18 protein-coding genes are annotated in these 20,280 nt (G+C 68.3%); 8 read left to right on the top strand and 10 right to left on the bottom strand.

The window, feature by feature from the left end:
• Positions 1-196: 196 nt before the first annotated feature.
• A complete protein-coding gene (locus U9J23_RS11205) occupies positions 197-745 on the bottom strand; it encodes an Rv1476 family membrane protein (RefSeq protein WP_272266624.1) in 549 nt (182 codons plus the stop codon).
• Positions 746-1,087: 342 nt separating this feature from the next.
• Here U9J23_RS11205 and acnA point away from each other — a divergent pair, with 342 nt between their 5' ends.
• Both acnA and U9J23_RS11195 read left to right on the top strand, forming a co-directional pair.
• A complete protein-coding gene (acnA, locus tag U9J23_RS11200) occupies positions 1,088-3,892 on the top strand; it encodes an aconitate hydratase AcnA (protein ID WP_272266623.1) in 2,805 nt (934 codons plus the stop codon).
• A gap of 105 nt (positions 3,893-3,997) precedes the next feature.
• Positions 3,998-4,564 carry a TetR/AcrR family transcriptional regulator gene (locus U9J23_RS11195; protein ID WP_085468129.1) on the top strand — a complete coding sequence of 189 codons (567 nt, stop codon included), beginning with the start codon at positions 3,998-4,000 and terminating at the stop codon, positions 4,562-4,564.
• A 17-nt stretch (positions 4,565-4,581) separates the two neighbouring features.
• On the opposite strand, the gene U9J23_RS11190 is transcribed toward U9J23_RS11195, so the two are convergent.
• Entirely contained in the window at positions 4,582-4,833 is a 252-nt protein-coding gene (locus U9J23_RS11190; protein ID WP_026061044.1) for a helix-turn-helix domain-containing protein, read from the bottom strand.
• A gap of 120 nt (positions 4,834-4,953) precedes the next feature.
• Positions 4,954-6,585, bottom strand: coding sequence for an ABC-F family ATP-binding cassette domain-containing protein (locus U9J23_RS11185; protein WP_059381408.1), 1,632 nt, complete (start codon positions 6,583-6,585; stop codon positions 4,954-4,956).
• 168 nt (positions 6,586-6,753) lie between these two features.
• On the opposite strand from U9J23_RS11185, the gene U9J23_RS11180 reads away from it, so the two are divergent.
• On the top strand, positions 6,754-7,869 hold the full coding sequence (locus U9J23_RS11180) for a lycopene cyclase family protein (protein ID WP_059381407.1): 1,116 nt from the start codon (positions 6,754-6,756) through the stop codon (positions 7,867-7,869).
• Between the two features lie 98 nt (positions 7,870-7,967).
• Positions 7,968-9,008, top strand: coding sequence for a non-homologous end joining protein Ku (gene ku / locus U9J23_RS11175; RefSeq protein WP_085468128.1), 1,041 nt, complete (start codon positions 7,968-7,970; stop codon positions 9,006-9,008).
• A gap of 56 nt (positions 9,009-9,064) precedes the next feature.
• Here the strand turns inward: ku and U9J23_RS11170 are convergent, their stop codons facing one another.
• The 7 genes from U9J23_RS11170 to U9J23_RS11140 all read right to left on the bottom strand — a co-directional run bounded on the left by U9J23_RS11170 (position 9,065) and on the right by U9J23_RS11140 (position 15,626).
• Positions 9,065-9,484 (bottom strand): metal-sulfur cluster assembly factor, encoded by a 420-nt coding sequence (locus U9J23_RS11170; RefSeq protein ID WP_059381405.1) that lies wholly within the window; start codon positions 9,482-9,484, stop codon positions 9,065-9,067.
• On the bottom strand, positions 9,484-9,975 hold the full coding sequence (gene sufU, locus U9J23_RS11165) for a Fe-S cluster assembly sulfur transfer protein SufU (protein WP_026061042.1): 492 nt from the start codon (positions 9,973-9,975) through the stop codon (positions 9,484-9,486). The genes U9J23_RS11170 and sufU overlap by 1 nt, the downstream gene beginning before the upstream one ends.
• Before the next feature lie 4 nt (positions 9,976-9,979).
• Positions 9,980-11,233: a cysteine desulfurase gene (locus U9J23_RS11160; protein WP_059381404.1), complete on the bottom strand. Its 1,254-nt coding sequence runs from the start codon at positions 11,231-11,233 to the stop codon at positions 9,980-9,982.
• Positions 11,234-11,237: 4 nt separating this feature from the next.
• Entirely contained in the window at positions 11,238-12,026 is a 789-nt protein-coding gene (gene sufC, locus U9J23_RS11155) for a Fe-S cluster assembly ATPase SufC (protein ID WP_059381403.1), read from the bottom strand.
• Positions 12,027-12,076: 50 nt separating this feature from the next.
• Positions 12,077-13,282 (bottom strand): Fe-S cluster assembly protein SufD, encoded by a 1,206-nt coding sequence (sufD, locus tag U9J23_RS11150; RefSeq protein WP_059381402.1) that lies wholly within the window; start codon positions 13,280-13,282, stop codon positions 12,077-12,079.
• Positions 13,283-14,728 carry a Fe-S cluster assembly protein SufB gene (gene sufB, locus U9J23_RS11145; protein ID WP_272266613.1) on the bottom strand — a complete coding sequence of 482 codons (1,446 nt, stop codon included), beginning with the start codon at positions 14,726-14,728 and terminating at the stop codon, positions 13,283-13,285. It lies immediately after the preceding gene.
• 115 nt (positions 14,729-14,843) lie between these two features.
• A complete protein-coding gene (locus U9J23_RS11140) occupies positions 14,844-15,626 on the bottom strand; it encodes a helix-turn-helix transcriptional regulator (protein ID WP_442802280.1) in 783 nt (260 codons plus the stop codon).
• Between the two features lie 109 nt (positions 15,627-15,735).
• Here U9J23_RS11140 and mptB point away from each other — a divergent pair, with 109 nt between their 5' ends.
• The 4 genes from mptB to U9J23_RS11120 all read left to right on the top strand — a co-directional run bounded on the left by mptB (position 15,736) and on the right by U9J23_RS11120 (position 20,247).
• Positions 15,736-17,463 (top strand): polyprenol phosphomannose-dependent alpha 1,6 mannosyltransferase MptB, encoded by a 1,728-nt coding sequence (gene mptB / locus U9J23_RS11135; RefSeq protein WP_370670838.1) that lies wholly within the window; start codon positions 15,736-15,738, stop codon positions 17,461-17,463.
• A gap of 11 nt (positions 17,464-17,474) precedes the next feature.
• Positions 17,475-18,419, top strand: a complete 945-nt coding sequence (locus tag U9J23_RS11130) for an ABC transporter ATP-binding protein (protein ID WP_016691723.1) — start codon at positions 17,475-17,477, stop codon at positions 18,417-18,419.
• Entirely contained in the window at positions 18,416-19,213 is a 798-nt protein-coding gene (locus tag U9J23_RS11125) for an ABC transporter permease (RefSeq protein WP_272266611.1), read from the top strand. The genes U9J23_RS11130 and U9J23_RS11125 overlap by 4 nt, the downstream gene beginning before the upstream one ends.
• Positions 19,214-19,281: 68 nt before the next feature.
• Entirely contained in the window at positions 19,282-20,247 is a 966-nt protein-coding gene (locus tag U9J23_RS11120; RefSeq protein ID WP_272266609.1) for a COX15/CtaA family protein, read from the top strand.
• Positions 20,248-20,280: the final 33 nt, after the last annotated feature.

Here is a 20,280-nt window from a genome sequence, read left to right as displayed (position 1 = left end):
CGTCATGAGAACCGTACGACACCACAGGGGTATGTCGCATGACAGTCACGAAGATCGGCGGAAAGAACGCCGAACGAACACGGCGAGGACACCGAGGAAGACCGTGAGGATGCCGAACGATCCTCCCTGCCGGGTTCCGTCGCGAAAGAGGCGCGGACAGCCCCGAAATCACGCCCGCGGTGACGCGAAAGAGACCTCAGACGTCCGTGGACGATGACGATCCGTTACCTCCGGCAACGGTCGCATCACCGGCTGCGCGGCGGCTTTTGGCGAGATAGGTCGCGCCGGCCGCGAGGGCGACCACCGCGACGATCAGCAACGTCATCAGAGTCCAGGGCGGTGACGGTTCGAGCACCGAATCGACGAAGTTGCGAGTGGAGACCACCGGATCGCCGGTATAGGTGCGATCCTGCGCTGCCTCGAGAGTGACGCGGTCGAGATCCGCGCTGAACGTTCCGACCCATCCGGGGCTGAGGACCAGGACAGTTCCGCCGTCCTCGGCGCCGACCTCCGTCGCGAGGTCGCGCAGCTGCGAATCCATACGGGGATCCCGATCGAGCACGACCACGCTGAGGTCGATGCCGTTCTCCTGCGCGCGCTGCACCTCGGCGACGAGATCGTCCACGTACTGGGAGGGTGCGGCCACCTGGTCGTCGGCGAGATCGGCGAGCACTTTTTCGACCGAGACCCCGGCAGGAAGATCCGTGAGCGCAGGGCCCGGTATGCGAAGCAGTGGCGCAGACATCTCTCTCCGGTGGTGCTGGGGCAGAAGCCGGGCGATACGGTGATCCGGCCGCGCGGAGACGACACGAAGCGCCACACCCGTGCGGCAAGGGAGAACACTACGCGATCGCGCGACGGCGGCTCCAAGCACTCGCCTCGAGCAGGACCGATGCCGGCGCGACGCCTCGTCGGGACGACGGACCCGACTTCGGTTCATTACAGGACAAGCGTACTGTTAGAATCGAGTGCGAGACGCCACGACTTCTGCATCCGGGCCACGGGCCGCGGGTGGACGTCGTGTGCCTCGCTTCAGCCGTCGACACAGCCCCGTCGGCGGCCAGCCGAAACGACGAGTGGAGCTGACGTGAGCACCAGTAGTGATTCGTTCGGCGCCAAGGGTTCGCTGCAGGTCGGAGACAACTCCTACGAGATCTTCCGCCTGTCGGCCGTCCCCGGCACCGAGAAACTTCCTTATTCTTTGAAGGTCCTGGCCGAGAACCTGCTGCGCACCGAGGACGGTGCGAACATCACGGCCGATCACATCCGGGCCATCGCCAACTGGGATCCCTCCGCCGACCCGAGCATCGAGATCCAGTTCACGCCCGCCCGCGTGATCATGCAGGACTTCACGGGTGTCCCCTGTGTCGTCGACCTCGCCACCATGCGTGAGGCCGTCACGGCCCTGGGCGGCGACCCCAACAAGGTCAACCCCCTCTCCCCCGCCGACATGGTCATCGACCACTCGGTGATCCTCGACTACTTCGGTCGCGCCGACGCTCTCGAGCGCAACGTCGACCTCGAGTACGAGCGCAACGGTGAGCGCTACCAGTTCCTGCGCTGGGGCCAGGGCGCCTTCGACGACTTCCGCGTCGTGCCCCCGGGCATGGGCATCGTCCACCAGGTCAACATCGAGTACCTCGCCCCGACCGTCATGGTCCGTAACGGCCAGGCCTACCCCGACACCTGCGTCGGCACCGACTCGCACACGACGATGGTCAACGGCCTCGGCGTGCTCGGCTGGGGCGTCGGCGGCATCGAGGCCGAGGCCGCGATGCTCGGCCAGCCGGTCTCCATGCTCATCCCGCGCGTGGTCGGCTTCAAGCTCACCGGTGAGATCCAGCCCGGCGTGACCGCGACCGACGTCGTGCTCACCGTCACCGACATGCTGCGCAAGCACGGCGTCGTCGGCAAGTTCGTCGAGTTCTACGGCGCCGGCGTGGCCGAGGTCCCCCTCGCCAACCGCGCAACCCTCGGCAACATGAGCCCCGAGTTCGGTTCCACCGCAGCGATCTTCCCGATCGACGGCGAGACCATCAACTACCTGCGCCTGACCGGCCGCAGCGACGAGCAGCTCGCTCTCGTCGAGGCGTACGCCAAGGAGCAGGGCCTGTGGCACGATCCGAGCCGCGAGCCCGAGTTCTCCGAATACCTCGAGCTCGACCTGTCGACGGTCGTCCCGTCGATCGCCGGCCCGAAGCGTCCGCAGGACCGCATCCTGCTGTCGGAGTCGAAGGTCGCCTTCCGCAAGGACATCCACAACTACGTGGAGGAGAACCTCCCGGCCGAGCACAGCAAGCTCGACGAGGCCGTCGAGGAGTCCTTCCCGGCGTCCGACCCGGCCGTGCTGTCCTTCGCGGACGACGGTGCAGTCGACGTCCACTCGGCCGCCAACGGTTCGCACGGTCGCCCCACCAAGCCGGTCAAGGTCGTCTCGGAGGAGCGCGGCGAGTTCGTCCTCGACCACGGCGCCGTCGTGGTCGCGGGCATCACCTCCTGCACCAACACCTCCAACCCGTCGGTCATGCTCGGCGCTGCACTGCTCGCCCGCAACGCCGTCGAGAAGGGCCTGTCCACCAAGCCGTGGGTCAAGACCAACATGGCTCCGGGTTCGCAGGTCGTCAACGACTACTACGAGAAGGCCGGCCTGTGGCCGTACCTCGAGAAGCTCGGCTTCTACCTCGGTGGCTTCGGTTGCACCACGTGCATCGGTAACACCGGCCCGCTGCCCGAGGAGATCTCGAAGGCCGTCAACGACAACGACCTCTCGGTCACCGCGGTGCTCTCCGGCAACCGCAACTTCGAGGGTCGTATCTCCCCCGACGTGAAGATGAACTACCTGGCCTCGCCGCCGCTGGTCATCGCGTACGCGCTCGCGGGCACGATGGACTTCGACTTCGAGACCGACGCGCTGGGCAAGGACAAGGACGGCAACGACGTCTTCCTGAAGGACATCTGGCCTTCCGCCCAGGAGATCGACGACACCATCAAGTCGGCGATCAACCAGGACATGTTCCGCAAGTCCTACGCCGATGTCTTCAAGGGCGACGAGCGCTGGCAGAACCTCGAGACCCCCGAGGGCGACACCTTCGCGTGGGACGAGGACTCGACGTACGTCCGCAAGGCTCCGTACTTCGAGGGCATGACGATGGAGCCGGACGCGGTCAGCGACATCAAGGGCGCTCGCGTCCTTGCGCTGCTCGGCGATTCGGTCACCACCGACCACATCAGCCCGGCCGGTCCGATCAAGCCGGGTACCCCGGCCGCGCAGTACCTCGACGCCCACGGTGTCGAGCGCAAGGACTACAACTCGCTCGGTTCGCGTCGTGGCAACCACGAGGTCATGGTCCGCGGCACCTTCGCGAACATCCGTCTGCAGAACCAGCTGCTCGACGGTGTCTCCGGTGGCTACACCCGCGACTTCACCCAGGACGGTGCTCCGCAGGCGTTCATCTACGACGCCTCGCAGAACTACCAGAAGGCCGGCATCCCGCTGGTCGTCCTCGGTGGCAAGGAGTACGGTTCCGGCTCCTCGCGTGACTGGGCCGCCAAGGGCACCCGCCTGCTCGGCGTCAAGGCCGTCATCACCGAGTCCTTCGAGCGCATCCACCGCTCGAACCTCATCGGCATGGGCGTCATCCCGCTGCAGTTCCCGGCGGGCGAGTCGGCCGCGTCGCTGGGCCTGACCGGCACCGAGGTCTTCGACATCGAGGGCATCGAGAAGCTCAACGAGGGCGTCACGCCGAAGACCGTCAAGGTCACGGCGACCAAGGACAACGGCGAGAAGGTCACCTTCGATGCTGTCGTCCGCATCGACACCCCCGGTGAAGCGGACTACTACCGCAACGGCGGCATCCTGCAGTACGTGCTGCGGAACATGATCCGCGGCTGAGAGCACTGCTCGTGACCCGATCGGTCACACCTGTGTGGAGCGGCGGGCCCGGGACGAGACTCGTCTCGGGCCCGCCGCCTCCCTCGAGCCGAAAGGAAGTGGCGCGTGCCCAAGGTCAGTGAGGACCATCTCGCCGCGCGGCGCAGGCAGATCCTCGACGGTGCCCGTCGCTGCTTCGCCGAATACGGTTACGACGGCGCGACCGTGCGACTGCTCGAAGAGGCCACGGGCCTGTCCCGTGGCGCGATCTTCCATCATTTCAAGGACAAGGACGGCCTGTTCCTCGCCCTCGCCCAGGAGGACGCGAGACGGATGGCCGACGTCGCGGCCAACGAAGGACTCGTGCAGGTCATGCGCGACATGCTGTCCTCCCCCGACCAGTTCGACTGGCTCGGGACTCGGCTCGAGATCACGCGCCGCCTCCGCACCGACCCCGAGTTCGCGAAGGCGTGGATGCAGCATTCGGCCGAACTCACCGAGGCCACCGTCGGGCGCCTCGAACGGCAGCGCGAAGCGGGCCGGCTACGCGACGACGTGCCGACCGAAGTCGTTCTGGGTTATCTCGACCTCGTGCTCGACGGGCTCGTCGCCCGCCTCGCTTCAGGGCACACCGAACAGGACCTCGTCGCGGTTCTCGACCTCGTCGAGGAATCCGTGCGTCGCCGCGACTGACGCGCCGGATCCGTTCCTCACGCCTTCTCGTCGCTCGCTGCCGCCCGACGACGGTTCGGGCCGCCGCGGCCCCGCAGCCGCACCTGCGACTCCACGAGAACGTTGTGCACGAAACCGTAGGATCGACCGGTTTCCTGCGCGAGCCTCCGAATGCTCGCGCCTTCCTCGTAGCGGCGCTTCAGATCCTCCTGCAAGCGGTCCCGCGATTCGCCTGTAACTCGGGCTCCCTTCGCGTAGGTCGTCTCTCCACCACCGGAATTTCGCGCCATCGGATCCTCCCTGCGCCCTCGCCAAAGGTCCCTTTCCCAGGCTAGAGGACTGTCAGGTTGCGCGGACGCAGATCGGACCAGCGGGAGCGGATCAGGGGGCGGATCCGACCGGCAGCCCGATCAGGCGAGCTGGATGAGCTCGAGGTATTCCTGGGACCAGTGGTCCTCGGTTCCGTCGGGAAGCAGAATCACCCGTTCCGGGTCGAGGGCCTCGGCCGCACCCGGATCGTGGGTGACCAGAACGACGGCACCCTCGTAGCTGCGCAGCGCATCGAGCACCTGCTCGCGCGAGACGGGATCGAGGTTGTTGGTCGGTTCGTCGAGGAGCAGCACGTTCGCCGCGGACGACACGAGTCCCGCCAGGGCGAGTCGCGTCTTCTCACCACCGGAGAGCGTTCCCGCCGGCTGCTCGAGCTGCGGACCGGTGAACATGAACGCGCCGAGCAGGCCTCGCAGGTCCTGTTCGCCGGCGTCCGGAGCGGCGTGCCGGATGTTCTCCCACACCGTCGCCGAGTCGTCGATGGTGTCGTGCTCCTGCGCGAAGTAACCGATCTTCAGACCGTGACCGGGCACGAGCTCGCCGAGATCCGGCTGCTCCACACCCGCGAGCAGTCGCAGCAGCGTCGTCTTGCCGGCACCGTTGAGTCCGAGGACGACGACCCGGCTGCCCCGGTCGATCGCGAGGTCGACGCCGGTGAAGATCTCCAGGGAGCCGTAGACCTTGGTCAACTCCTTGGCCATCAGCGGGGTCTTGCCGCAGGCGGCCGGCGTGGGGAACCGGATCTTGGCCACCTTGTCGGCGACGCGCACGTCGTCGAGGTCGGAGAGCAGCTTCTCGGCGCGCTTGGCCATGTTCTGGGCGGCCGTGGCCTTGGTGGCCTTCGCTCCGAGCTTCGCGGCCTGCTTCTGCAGAGCCGACGCCTTCTTCTCGGCGTTCGCGCGCTCGCGGCGACGACGCTGCTCGTCGGTGGCGCGCGCGTCGAGGTACTTCTTCCAGCCCATGTTGTAGACGTCGGCCTCGCCGCGCACCGCGTCGAGGAACCACACCTTGTTCACCACATCGGCCAGCAGGTCGACGTCGTGACTGATGACGATGAGCCCACCGTCGTGGTTCTGCAGGAAACCGCGCAGCCAGGTGATCGAGTCGGCGTCGAGGTGGTTGGTCGGCTCGTCGAGCAGCAGCGTGGTGTCGGACTTCCCACCGGAACCGTCCGAGGCCGCGAACAGGATGCGGGCGAGTTCGACACGACGGCGCTGACCACCCGACAACGTGTGGAGGGGCTGGCCGAGGACCCGGTCGGGCAGACCGAGGCTGTGGCAGATGCTCGCGGCCTCGGATTCGGCGACGTAACCGCCGAGCGTCGCGAAACGTTCCTCGAGCGAACCGTACTTACGGACGGCACGGTCGCGGATCTTCTCGTCCACGGCCTCCGCCATGAGTGCCTGCTGCTTCTCCATGCTGCGCATGATCTCGTCGAGACCCCGCGCCGAGAGCACGCGCTCCTTGGCGAGGACGTCGAGATTGCCCTCCTTGGGATCCTGCGGCAGGTACCCGATGTCTCCGGAACGGATCACGGTGCCGGCGTAGGGTTCGCCTTCACCCGCGAGGATCCGCAGGGTCGTGGTCTTGCCGGCACCGTTGCGCCCCACGAGGCCGATCCGGTCCCCGGCCTGCACCCGCAGCCCCGAGCCGGGGGCGGTGAGCAGCGTCCGCACGCCGGCGCGGACTTCGAGGTCGGTAGCGGTGATCACGCACGGGCTCCTAGGAAGAAAGACGATGGTTGGGTGCCATGGTGGCAAACAGCCGGGCACACGAACCACTCATTTTACCGTGACAGCGCCCCTCCCCCACGGTGAGATGCGCTACCCCTGACCACGCGCAGCCAGGGAGCTCTCCGCACGCGACCTAGGCTGGCGCCCGTGACCCACCTTCCCCCCACCGACCTCGTCGTGGCCGGACTCGGTCCCGCCGGCCGTGCGCTGGCGTTCCGGGCGGCCGCGGCCGGACTGTCGGTGACGGCCGTCGACGTGCGCCCGCAGCGCCGGTGGACCGCGACCTACGCGGCGTGGGCCGACGAACTACCCGCCTGGCTGCCCGACGAGGTGGTGGCAGCGCACATCGACAGCCCCGCAGCATGGACGACCGGACCCCACACCGTCGATCGCGCCTACCGGGTGCTGGACACGACGCGCCTGCAGGAGTTCCTCGCCCTCGATGAGGTCACGGTGGTGACGGGCCGGGTACGCGACGTCGATGCGGACGGTGTGGTCCTCGGGGACGGTCGCAGGATGCCTGCGCGCTACGTCGTCGATGCCCGCGGGGTTCCCGCCGATCCGGGACACGCTCAGCAGACGGCGTTCGGGCTGATCGTGGACGATGCGATCGCTTCTCCGGCGCTCGACGGTCACGCCGCCTGGTTCATGGACTGGCGTCGCGACAACGGCACCGGCCCCGACGACGTGCCGTCCTTCCTGTACGCGGTGCCCGCCGGTGACGGACGCACGATCGTCGAGGAGACCTGCCTCGTCGGTCGCCCGGCACTCGGTCTCGGCGAACTCGAACGGCGCCTGCACGTCCGCCTCGAAGCGCGCGGCGTGCGTACGACCGGCGACGAGGTGGTCGAACGGGTGCGCTTCGCCGTCGAGGGCGCACCGACGGCACCCGGGGTGGTCGGCTTCGGCGCTCGCGGTGGCCTCATGCATCCCGCAACGGGATACGCGGTGGCGACCGCCCTGTCCACGGCGGATGCGGTGGTCGATGCGATGCGTCGCGGCGAGGATCCGGACCGCGTCCTGTGGCCTGTCCGCGCCCGCTCCGTGGCGACCCTCCGGCAGATGGGACTGCGGGTCCTGCTGCGACTCGACGCACGCGGAGCGATCGAGTTCTTCGACGCGTTCTTCGCTCTGCCGGTCGAGCAGCAACGCGCCTACCTGTCCGGTCGCGACGATGCGACCGGCGTGGCGGCCACGATGTGGCGGTTGTTCCGGGTGCTGCCGATGGACGCACGCATGACGATTCTGCGTTCGCTCCGCTGATCCGACGGATGCGGCGGTGTGGCGAACGTCTCGACGAACCCGCCGGTGAGTTTCGCAGCTTTCCAGCGTGCTCCCGAGGTGTCGATCATGATGGACACATGCGGTCGATCTGGAAAGGCTCACTCGCGTTCGGCCTCGTCAACGTCCCGGTAAAGGTGTATTCGGCCACCGAGTCGCACGACATCTCCTTCCACCAGGTGCACGCGAAGGACGGCGGGCGGATCAAATATCAGCGCGTGTGCACCGAGTGCGGTGAGGTCGTCCCCTACCAGGACATCGACAAGGCGTACGACTCCGAGGACGGCGAGCGGGTGGTGCTCACCGACGAGGATTTCGACAAGCTCCCCGCCGCCGAGAAGCACGAGATCCCGGTGCTGCAGTTCGTGCCCACCGAGCAGATCGATCCGATCCTGTTCGAGAAGTCCTACTATCTCGAACCCGATTCGTCGTCGCCGAAGGCCTACGGCCTGCTCGCCGCGACCCTCGAACAGAGCGACCGGACGGCGCTGGTGCACTTCACCCTTCGTCAGCGCACCCGGTTGGCGGCGCTGCGCACCCGCGACGGACTGCTCATCCTGCAGACCCTGTTGTGGCCCGACGAGGTCCGCGCGGCCGAGTTCGAGTCGCTGGACGACATCGAGAAGCCGAAGCAACGCGAACTCGCGATGGCCGAGACCCTCGTCGAGTCGATGTCCGACGATTTCGATCCCACCGAGTTCACCGACGAGTACCAGGTGGAACTGCGCACCCTGATCGACGAGGCCCTCGCCCGCGGCGGCGAGAAGGTCTTCCAGGTCGCCGAACCCGACACCGACGAAGAGGACGCCGAGGTCCTCGACCTCGTTGCGGCCCTGCAGCGCAGCGTCGACGCGGCGGGCAAGAAGGTCCCCTCCGGTTCGTCCTCCGGCGGGAAGAAGTCCTCGAAGGACGACGACGAAGACGAGGACGAGGGCGCGAAGAAGAAGGCCCCCGCGAAGAAGACCGCATCGAAGAGCACGGCGTCGAAGAGCACGGCGAAGAAGAGTCCCGCGAAGAAGAGCACAGCGAAGAAGACCGCGTCCAAGAGTGCGGCGGCCAAGAAGAGTCCTGCGAAGAAGACGGCCGCCAAGAAGACCTCCGGCGAACGCAAAGGCGCCTGAGCTCCGACGAGAAGTCGGAGATCAGGCGCCGAGGCTCGGAGCCGGAGACAGCCGGATCAGACGGTGAACCCGAGTGCGCGCAGTTGCTCGCGTCCGTCGTCGGTGATCTTGTCGGGACCCCACGGCGGCATCCACACCCAGTTGATACGCAGCTCGTCGCACAGGCCGCTGCGCACGAGTGCGCCCTTGGCCTGCTCCTCGATGACATCGGTGAGGGGGCACGCCGCCGAGGTCAGCGTCATGTCCACGGTCACGGTCTCGTCGACCTCGGAGATCCCGTAGACGAGACCGAGATCGACGACGTTGATGCCGAGCTCGGGGTCGACGACGTCGCGCAGCGCTTCCTCGAGTTCGTCGAGGCGGCCCGGATCCAGCGGCGGAGCCGTGGCCGCGACCAGCGTCGAGGTCTCGTCCTCGCCGGACTCGGCCGTCGGATTCTCGTCGGTGTTCACGGTGCCCGGTGCGGGTTCGGTCATCAGTTCTGTCCTCCGCTCGAAAGGGTGTGCGCGCCGCCTGCCAGGTCGGCGGGGGCGGCGTCCACGGTCTGCGCGACCGCGTCCTTGAAGGCCATCCAGCCCAGCAACGCGCACTTCACGCGCGCCGGGTACTTCGCGACGCCGGCGAACGCGATGCCGTCGCCGATCAGGTCCTCGTCGCCCTCGACGGTGCCGCGGCTGCCGACCATCTCGACGAACCCCTCGACGATCTTCAGCGCGTCGCCGAGCGGAACACCGATCACCTGGTCGGTGAGCACGGACGTCGACGCCTGGCTGATCGAGCAGCCCTGCCCGTCGTAGGAGACGTCGGCGACGGTGTCGCCGTCGATGTGCACGCGCAGGGTCACCTCGTCGCCGCAGGTCGGGTTGACGTGGTGCACTTCGGCGCCGAACGGCTCGCGCAGTCCGCGATTGTGCGGGTGCTTGTAGTGGTCCAGGATCACTTCCTGGTACATCTGCTCCATCCGCATCGGATCACGCCTCCCCGAAGAACTTCTGGGCGCGCCGGATCGCCGCGCCGAGCGCCTGCACCTCGTCCGGCGTGTTGTACACGGCGAACGATGCGCGGGCGGTCGCGGCCACTCCGAAGCGACGGTGCAGCGGCCAGGCGCAGTGGTGTCCGACCCGGATCTCGACGCCCTCGTCGTCCAGGATCTGGCCGAGATCATGGGCGTGGATGCCGTCCACGACGAACGACACCGCCCCGCCCCGCTGTTCGGCAGTCGTGGGTCCGATGATGCGTACGCCGTCGATGCCGCCGAGCTCGGCGAGCGCGGCAGCGGTCAGCTCGTGTTCGTGCGCGGCGACGGCGTCCATCCCGATGTCCTGCAGGTAGCGCACGGCGGCACCGAGGCCGACGGCCTGCGAGACCATGGGCGATCCGGCTTCGAATCGCTGCGGCGGTGCGGCGAAGGTCGTGGCCTCCATCGTCACCGTCTCGATCATCGAGCCACCGGTGATGAACGGGGGCACGTCGGCGAGCAGGTCGCGGCGACCGTAGAGGACACCGACGCCGGACGGACCGAACATCTTGTGCCCGGAGAACGCCGCGAAATCCACACCGAGAGCACGGAAGTCGACGGCCATGTGCGGTACCGACTGGCATGCGTCGAGCACGACGACCGCGCCGACCTCCTTCGCACGCCGCACGATCTCCTCGACGGGAGCGACCGCACCGGTCACGTTCGACTGGTGCGTGAACGCCACGACCTTCACAGCCTCGGTCAGCGTCAGCGAATCGAGGTCGATGCGGCCGTCGTCGGTGACGCCGTACCAGCGCAGGGTGGCACCCGTACGCCGCGCGAGTTCCTGCCACGGAACGAGATTCGCGTGGTGCTCGAGCTCGGTGACGACGATCTCGTCACCGGGTCCGAGCCGGTGCGGGAACCGTTCGTCGGCGAAGGCGTACGCGACGAGGTTGAGCGACTCGGTGGCGTTCTTGGTGAACACCACCTCGTCGATGTCGACCCCGACGAAGGCCGCGATGACGGCGCGGGCGTCCTCGTACGAGTCGGTCGCCTCCTCCGACAACGCGTGCGCACCGCGGTGCACGGCCGCGTTCCGCGTCGCGAGGAACTCACGCTCGGCGTCGAGCACCTGCACCGGGCGCTGGGAGGTGGCCCCCGAGTCGAGGTAGACCAGGGGTTTGCCGTCGCGCACCGTGCGCGCGAGGATCGGGAAATCGGCCCTGATCCGGGCGATGTCCAAGGTCCGCACCGGCACCGTCATCCGATCACGCTCCTTGCGTTGCTGCCTGGGTGAAACGAACGTAGCCGTTGGTCTCGAGCTCGTCGGCGAGCTCCGGGCCACCGGACTCGACGACGCGGCCACCCACGAAGACGTGCACGAACTGCGGCTTGATGTAGCGCAGGATGCGGGTGTAGTGGGTGATGAGCAGGACGCCGCCGTTCTCGTTCTCCTGGTAGCGGTTCACGCCCTCGGAGACGACGCGCAGCGCGTCCACGTCGAGGCCGGAGTCGGTCTCGTCGAGGATGGCGATCTTCGGCTTGAGCAGACCCAGCTGAAGGATCTCGTGGCGCTTCTTCTCGCCGCCGGAGAAGCCCTCGTTGACGCTGCGCTCGCCAAAGGCGGGATCGATGTCCAGCTCGGACATCGCCTGCTTGACCTCCTTGACCCAGTGGCGCAGCTTGGGGGCTTCGCCGCGCACGGCGGTCGCGGCGGTGCGGAGGAAGTTCGACATCGACACGCCGGGAACCTCGACCGGGTACTGCATGGCGAGGAACAGGCCGGCGCGGGCGCGCTCGTCGACGCTCATCTCGAGCACGTCCTCACCGTTGAGGGTGATGGTGCCCGAGGTGACCTCGTACTTGGGGTGGCCGGCGATCGCGTACGACAGGGTGGACTTGCCGGAGCCGTTGGGGCCCATGATGGCGTGCGTCTCACCCGAGCGGACCGTGAGGTTCACGCCCTTGAGGATGTCGATCGGCTCGGCGTTCTCGTCGGTCTGTGCGACGCGGACGTGCAGGTCCTTGATCTCGAGGACGTTCGAAGGTGTGGACATCGAAATGCGTTTCCTTAGTGAAGTATCGGGAGTACGGGAGGCAGGGCCGGTCAGGCGCCGACGGCGGCGAGTTCCGCCTCGATGGCGGCCTCGAGCCGTTCGCGGACCTCGGTGACCGTGATGCGCTCGAGCAGTTCGTGGAAGAAACCGCGGACGACGAGGCGACGCGCTTCCTTTTCGGGGATGCCGCGAGCACGCAGGTAGAACAGCTGCTCGTCGTCGAAGCGGCCGGTCGCCGACGCGTGTCCGGCACCGACGATCTCACCGGTCTCGATCTCGAGGTTCGGCACCGAGTCGGCACGCGCACCGTCGGTGAGCACCAGGTTGCGGTTGAGCTCGAAGGTGTCGGTGCCCTCGGCCTCTGCGCGGATGAGCACGTCGCCGATCCACACGGTGTGCGCGTCGGGCTTGCCGGAGGCCGGATCGCCCTGCAACGCACCCTTGTACACGACGTTCGACTTGCAGTTGGGCTGCGAGTGGTCGACGAGCAGGCGCTGCTCGAAGTGCTGACCGGCGTCGGCGAAGTACAGGCCGAGCAATTCGGCGTCGCCGCCGGGGCCGTCGTACTTGGTGGTAGCCGACACACGCACGAGATCGCCGCCGAGCGCCACGGTGAAGTGGCGCAGCACGGCGTCGCGGCCGAGGCGGGCGTGGTGCGCGGCGACGTGGACGGCGTCGTCGGCCCAGTCCTGCACCGCGACGACCTTCAGCTGTGCGCTGTCGCCGAGCACGAACTCGATGTTCTCGGCGTAGGTGCCGCTGCCACGCTGGTCGATGACGAGCGTGAGCTTGGCGAACGCCTCGAGCCGGATCTGCACGTGCCCGTAGGCGACGGCGCCCTCGCCCGGGCCCGTGATCGTAACGGTGACGGGCTCGGCGACCTCGACCTCGCGGCCGACGGTGAGGACGGTCGCGGTCTCGAACGACGAGTACGCCTGAGCTGCGATCCGGTCGAACGGCACGCCGGCCTTCCCGAGTCGCGCGTCGTCGCGTGCCACGGTCTCGACCTGCACGCCGTCGACCGGGGTGACCTCGACGGTCGCGGTGCCGGTCGCGGGAGCGGTGCCGTCGTGCAGACCGCGCAGACGGCGCAGCGGGGTGAACCGCCAGACCTCGTCGCGTCCCGAGGGAACCTCGAAGGCGTTCACGTCGAACGACGTGAAGACCTCACCCTTATTGATCGCCGGGGCACGGTTCTCGGCGCGCACGGCATCCTGCACTCCGGTAGCAGGAGTGTTCTTCGCTTCCGCAGTCATTTAGCCGACTGCCCCTTCCATCTGCAGTTCGATCAGGCGGTTGAGTTCGAGGGCGTACTCCATCGGCAGTTCCTTGGCGATGGGCTCGACGAACCCGCGCACCACCATCGCCATGGCCTCGTCCTCGTCGAGTCCGCGGCTCATGAGGTAGAACAGCTGGTCGTCGCTCACCTTCGAGACGGTCGCCTCGTGACCCATCGTGACGTCGTCCTCACGGATGTCCACGTACGGGTAGGTGTCGGAACGGCTGATCTGGTCGACGAGCAGCGCGTCGCACTTGACCGTCGACTTCGAGCCGTGAGCGCCCTTGTTGACCTGCACGAGGCCGCGGTAGGAGGCACGTCCACCGCCACGCGCCACCGACTTCGACACGATGGTCGAGGAGGTGTGCGGAGCCAGGTGCAGCATCTTCGCGCCGGTGTCCTGGTGCTGGCCCTCCCCGGCGAAGGCGACGGAGAGCACCTCACCGCGAGCGTGCTCGCCCATCATCCACACGGCCGGGTACTTCATCGTCACCTTGGAACCGATGTTGCCGTCGATCCATTCCATCGAGCCGCCGGCCTCGACCTTGGTGCGCTTGGTCACCAGGTTGTAGACGTTGTTCGACCAGTTCTGGATGGTCGTGTAGCGGCAGTGACCGCCCTTCTTGACGATGATCTCGACGACCGCGGAGTGCAGCGAGTCGGACTTGTAGATCGGCGCGGTGCAGCCTTCGACGTAGTGCACCGAGGCGCCCTCGTCGACGATGATCAGGGTCCGCTCGAACTGGCCCATGTTCTCCGTGTTGATGCGGAAGTAGGCCTGCAGCGGAATGTCGACGTGCACACCCGGCGGGACGTAGATGAACGAGCCACCCGACCACACCGCGGTGTTGAGGGCGGAGAACTTGTTGTCGCCGGCCGGGATGACCGTACCGAAGTACTCCTTGAACAGCTCCGGGTGCTCACGCAGACCCGAGTCGGTGTCGAGGAAGATCACACCCTGGCTCTCGAGGTCCTCGCGGATCTGGTGGTAGACCACCTCGGACTCGTACTGGGCGGCGACACCGGCGATCAGGCGCTGCTTCTCGGCCTCCGGGATGCCCAGCTTGTCGTAGGTGTTCTTGATGTCCTCGGGGAGCTCGTCCCAGCTCGCGGCCTGCTTCTCCGTCGAGCGCACGAAGTACTTGATGTTGTCGAAGTCGATCCCGTCGAGGTTCGAGCCCCACACCGGCATCGGCTTCTTGTCGAAGGTACGCAGCGCCCGGAGACGGATGTCGAGCATCCACTCGGGCTCGCTCTTCTTGGCGGAGATGTCCCGCACGACCGCTTCGGACAGGCCGCGCTGCGCCGTGGCACCGGCGGTGTCGGGGTCCGCCCAGCCGTATTCGTAGTGGCCGAGAGAATCGATCGTCTCTTCCTGCGTCAGCGGCGCGGTTCCGGACGTCTGATCCGATGCGACGGTCATGCGAGCTCCTTCCGGAGTCTGGTGGGCGTCGGCGCGGGCTGTGCGTCGACGGTCGACGGGTGGGTGGATGTCTTCCTGGTGTGCCCTGGTTCGCGGAGCACTCGCGGTGGGATCGTCACGTGGGCGGCTCCGGACGGGGCACATCGGCTCTGGGGAGCACGGGCACGTGTGTCGTGCAGAAGGCGTCGCCGTTCGCGATCGTCGCGAGGCGTTGGACGTGGGTTCCGAGGATCCGCACGAAGGCCTCCTGCTCCGCCTCGCACAGTTCGGGGAACTGCTCCGCGACGTGCGAGACCGGGCAGTGGTGCTGGCAGATCTGCACGCCGGTGCCGACGCGGCGGGTCGAGGCCGCGAAACCGGAGGCGGTGAACGCCCCGGCGATCTCCTCGGCGACACTCTCGACGTCGTCGACGTTCTCGTCGGCGGGTGCGACGGTGCCGAGGATCGAGTCCACGCGGCGTCGCGCGAAGTCCTCCACGGCGGCGTCGCCGCCGAGTTCGCGGAGGTGCCGCATGGCGGCGGTGGCAAGATCGTCGTAGGAATGTCCGAGGCGGGCGCGCCCGACAGCGGTGAGCTGGAAGCGGCGGGCGGGACGGCCACGACCGCGTCCCTGCCGGCGCGGCGGCGCGGCGGCCTGCGCCTCGCCGGACTCGATGAGCGCGTCGAGATGGCGTCGCACGCCCGCGGCGCTGAGCCCCAGACGCTCGCCGATCTCCGGCGCGGTGATGGGACCTTCTTCGAGCAGCAGCTGCACGACGGCGGCGCGGGTCTGCCCCTCCGGGATCTCGCGACCTGCCGAAGCAGGATTCTTGCGGGTGTCCTCGACGCGCGACGCCGTCGCGGCAGGTGCGTGACCTGCGCGTTCTTCGGTGTCGGTGGTGTCGGACGGGTATTTCACAACACCAGTGTGACGGAATTCGGAAGCACGGTCCACCAAGGGTGCCCTTTGTTACACCTCATGACGGAGCCGTCGGAGACCACCCTCGCCGTCCCGTTACGCTTCTGACGTGCCGTCGACTCCTCCCCTGTCCGCCCCGCGCACGACGTCTCCGTCGCCGGGCCGATCCGGGGTCCGCGAACGGCTGCACGTGTGGATCCGACGCGCCCTGGGCCTCGACGCCCCGGGCCCACACGCCGATGTCTCGGTCGTCCTGCACGGCGACGAGACCGAAGGTCGCGGACTCGACGCGATCGAGAACATCTATCTCCACCGCATCCGGCTGCTCGGCGCGACCGGCGCCGTCCTCATGGCGGTCGGAGCGCTCGGCGCCGGCGCCCAACCGGTCCTGCAGAACCCCGTGCAGGGCGTCCGCGCCCTCGGACTGGCGGCACGTATGCCGAGCGCCGCCCTCACGACCACCATGATCGGCACGGCGCTGGTGATCCTCGCCTGGCTGCTGCTCGGCCGGTTCGCGATCGGCCGGAGCGCACCGGACGGTCCCGTGCGCCGACTGTCCCGGTCACAGCTCGACCGCACCCTGCTGCTGTGGATCCTGCCGCTGGTCGTCGCGCCGCCGATGTTCAGCAAGGACGTCTACTCCTATCTCGCGCAGAGCGAGATCGCGGCGCGCGGGCTCGACCCCTACGCGATCGGTCCGGCCGGCGCTCTGGGGGTCGACCACGTCCTGACCCGGACGGTGCCGAACATCTGGCGCGACACCCCGGCCCCCTACGGCCCCGCCTTCCTGTGGATCGGCGAGAAGATCACCTACGTCACGGGCGAGAACATCGTGGCCGGCATCTTCGTCCACCGACTGCTCGCGCTCGTGGGCGTGGCCCTGATCGTGTGGGCGCTGCCGCGACTGGCCCGCCGCTGCGGTGTCGCGCCGGTGAGTGCGTTGTGGCTGGGCGCCGCGAACCCGCTGCTGCTCTTCCACCTGGTCGCGGGCATCCACAACGAGGCTCTGATGCTCGGGCTCATGCTCGCCGGTGTCGAGCTCGCGCTGCGGGCGGTCCACCCGGACGACGAGGCGGCGTCGCGTCTGCGTCTCGCGGGATGGCTCGCCGCCGGAACGGCCCTGATCGCGCTGTCGTCGATGATCAAGGTGCCCTCGCTGCTCGCCCTCGGGTTCGTAGGTATGGCGCTGGCCCGCAAGTGGGGTGCGTCCTTCCGCTCGGTGGTCGCGGCCGCCGCCGTCCTGGGGTTGGGCGCAGCCGTCGTGATCGCGGCGGTGAGCTGGGGAAGCGGCCTCGGTCTCGGCTGGACGCAGACCCTCGGGACCGCCACGGAAGTGCGCAGCTGGATGTCGATCCCGACCCTGCTCGGTATGGGCACCGGTCTCGGGGGTGTGCTGCTCGGCCTCGGCGACCACACGACGGCCGTGCTGTCCATCACACGGCCCATCGCCGCGCTGGTGGCCGCCTTCGTCACGGTGCGCATGCTGCTCGCGGTACTCACGGGACGGATCCATCCCGTCGGTGCGCTGGGGGTGTCGCTGGGCGCGATCGTGCTGCTCTTCCCGGTCGTGCAGCCGTGGTACCTGCTGTGGGCGGTCATCCCGCTCGCGGCCTGGGCGACCCGCCCCGTCTTCCGGATCCCCACCATCGCGTTCTCGTCGGTGGTCGGCATGATCCTCATGCCCAACGGCAGCGAATATCAACCGTTCATCATCGTCCAGGCGTCGATCGCAACCATCGTCGTGGTCGGGCTGATCATCGTCGCCACACGTTCCCGGCTGCCGTGGCGGCTGCAGGAGCGCACACCACCGCGTCCGACGGAAACCGCGGACGCCTAGGCTGGAACCCTGTGACCCCGAGTTCTCCCGCCGGTGCGGTACCGGCCGTGCGCCTGGACGGCGTCGTCAAGACCTACGGGGGCGTCACCGCCGTGAACGGTCTCGACCTGACCGTCGAACGCGCCCAGGTGCTCGCCCTCCTCGGCCCGAACGGTGCCGGTAAGACCACCACCGTGGAAATGTGCGAGGGGTTCGTCACTCCCGACGCGGGCACGGTCCGCGTCCTGGGTCTCGATCCCGTCGCCGACTCCGACGCCCTCCGTCCCCGGATCGGCGTGATGCTGCAGGGTGGCGGCGCCTATCCGGGTTCGCGGGCCGGCGAGATGCTCGACCTGGTGGCGGCGTACTCGGCCGACCCCCTCGACCCCGACTGGCTGCTCCAGCGCCTCGGGCTCACCGACGCCCGCCGCACCCCCTACCGCCGGCTGTCGGGCGGACAACAGCAACGCCTCGCGCTCGCGTGCGCGCTGGTCGGACGCCCCGAACTGGTGTTCCTCGACGAACCGACGGCGGGTCTCGACGCGCAGGCCCGGCTGCTCGTGTGGGAACTGATCGACGCGCTGCGCCGCGACGGCGTGAGCGTGCTGCTCACCACCCACCTCATGGACGAGGCCGAAGAGCTCGCCGACGAGATCGTCATCATCGATCACGGCCGGGTGGTCGCCGCGGGAACGCCCGACGAGGTCACCCGTGACGGCGCCGAGGGCCAGTTGTGGCTGACCGCGCCTGCGGGTCTCGACCTGAGCGCCCTGCAGTCCGCTCTGGCCGGCACCCACCGGGTCCGGGAGGACAATCCCGGGCGGTATCTGGTCGAGGGCACGATCGAACCGTCCGTCGTCGCGGCGGCGGCCACCTGGTGCGCGAACCTGGGCGCACTGGCAACCGAGATCCGGGTGGATCAACGCAGCCTCGAGGACGTCTTCCTCGAGTTGACCGGTCGGGAGTTGAGAGGGTGAGCGTGACCCACGATCGTCTGGCGAACAACCGGTTCGCGGAGGGGACCTTCACCCCGCGACCGCAGCCGAACTCGCCGTCGAAGATGCTCGCGGCGCAGACCGCCATGGAACTCAAGCTGCTGCTACGCAACGGCGAGCAGCTCCTGTTGACCATGTTCATCCCGATCACGCTGTTGGTCGGCCTGTCGCTGCTGCCCATCGGCGATCTCGGCGACTCGCGGGTCGACAGCGTGCTGCCTGCGGTGATGATGGTGGCCGTCATGTCGACGGCGTTCACCGGTCAGGCGATCGCCGTGGGCTTCGACCGCCGCTACGGCGCCCTCAAGCGGATCGGCGCGACCGCGCTGCCCAAGTGGGGGATCATCGCGGGCAAGAGCGCGGCGGTGGGCATCGTCGTCGTCCTGCAGGCCGTGCTGCTCGGCGCCATCGGACTGGCCCTGGGCTGGCGCCCCTCCCCCGTCGACCTGCTCATCGGGGCGGTCGTCATCGCCCTGGGCACGGTGATGTTCGCGACACTGGGGCTGCTGCTCGGCGGAACCCTGCGCGCCGAGATCGTGCTCGCCCTCGCGAACATCGTGTGGTTCGTGCTGTTGGGCATCGGCAGCATCGTGGTGCTCGGCGACGTGATCCCTGAAGCAGTGGTCCACCTGCTGCGGATCGTGCCGTCGGGGGCGCTGACGCTCGCGCTCGAGAACGCCACCTCGGGTGTGTTCGACTGGCTGTCGATCGTCTCGCTGCTCGTCTGGACGGTGATCGGCGGCACCGCCGCGGCGCGCTGGTTCCGCTTCACCTGAGTCGTGGGCGGCCCGATCGGGCACGACCCAACTACAGCGTGTAGTGGTTCACGCCGTACCATCGAACCGTGTTGTATCGCGGCTACCTGAGCCTTGTCGACCGTCTCCCCCTGCCGTCGCTGCGGACGCAGAAGATCATCGCGTTCCTCACGATCGTCACCCAGGGCGGCATCGCCGTGACCGGCTCGGTCGTCCGCGTCACCGCCTCCGGACTGGGTTGCCCGACCTGGCCGCAGTGCTTCCCCGGGTCGCTGGTTCCGGTCGGTGTGTCGAGCAGCGTGAACACCCTCCATCAGGTGGTCGAGTTCGGCAATCGGCTGCTGACCTTCGTGGTCGTGGCCGTCGCAGCCGCGATCGTCCTGGCCGTCACCCGCGCGCGGCGCCGCAAGGAGGTCATCGCCTGGGCATGGTTGATGCCCGCGGGCACCGTGCTTCAGGCGATCATCGGCGGCATCACCGTCCTGGCCGGTCTGGCCTGGTGGACGGTCGCGATCCACCTGCTTGCATCGATGCTCATGGTGTGGCTGGCGACGGTGCTCTACGCCAAGGTGAGCGAGCCGGACGACGGGACGGTGGTGCAGGTCCTGCCCCAGCCGCTGCGCTGGCTCACCGCGTTGTCGGGTGTCGCGCTCGCCGTGGTCCTCGTGCTCGGCACGATGGTCACCGGAGCCGGCCCGCACGCCGGAGACAAGAGCATCGAGAGGTCCGTCCCGCGCCTCGCGCTCGACATCACCAATCTCGTCCACCTGCACGCCGAAGCGCTCGTCGGTTATCTCGCGTTGCTGATCGGCCTCACCTTCGCGGTGTATGCCGTTCACGCACCGCGGGCCGTCACGCTGCGGCTGAAGGTCGTCCTCGCACTGGTCGTCGCGCAGGCCTGCATCGGCCTCGTCCAGTTCTGGACGGACGTGCCCGCCGTGCTGGTCGTCTTCCACGTCGCCGGCGCCGGACTGTGCACGGCGGCGACCGCCGCGGTCTGGGCGGCCGGACGGACCCGCACGACCACACCGGACCGCGAGCCTGTTCCGGCCTGACCGATCGACGACGCGGCCCCTCCCCGGATTCCG

It is taken from the genome of Rhodococcus sp. PD04, assembly GCF_035918275.1.
Taxonomy (GTDB): Bacteria; Actinomycetota; Actinomycetes; order Mycobacteriales; family Mycobacteriaceae; genus Rhodococcus; species Rhodococcus rhodochrous.
This window is presented reverse-complemented; position numbering and strand designations above follow the sequence as displayed.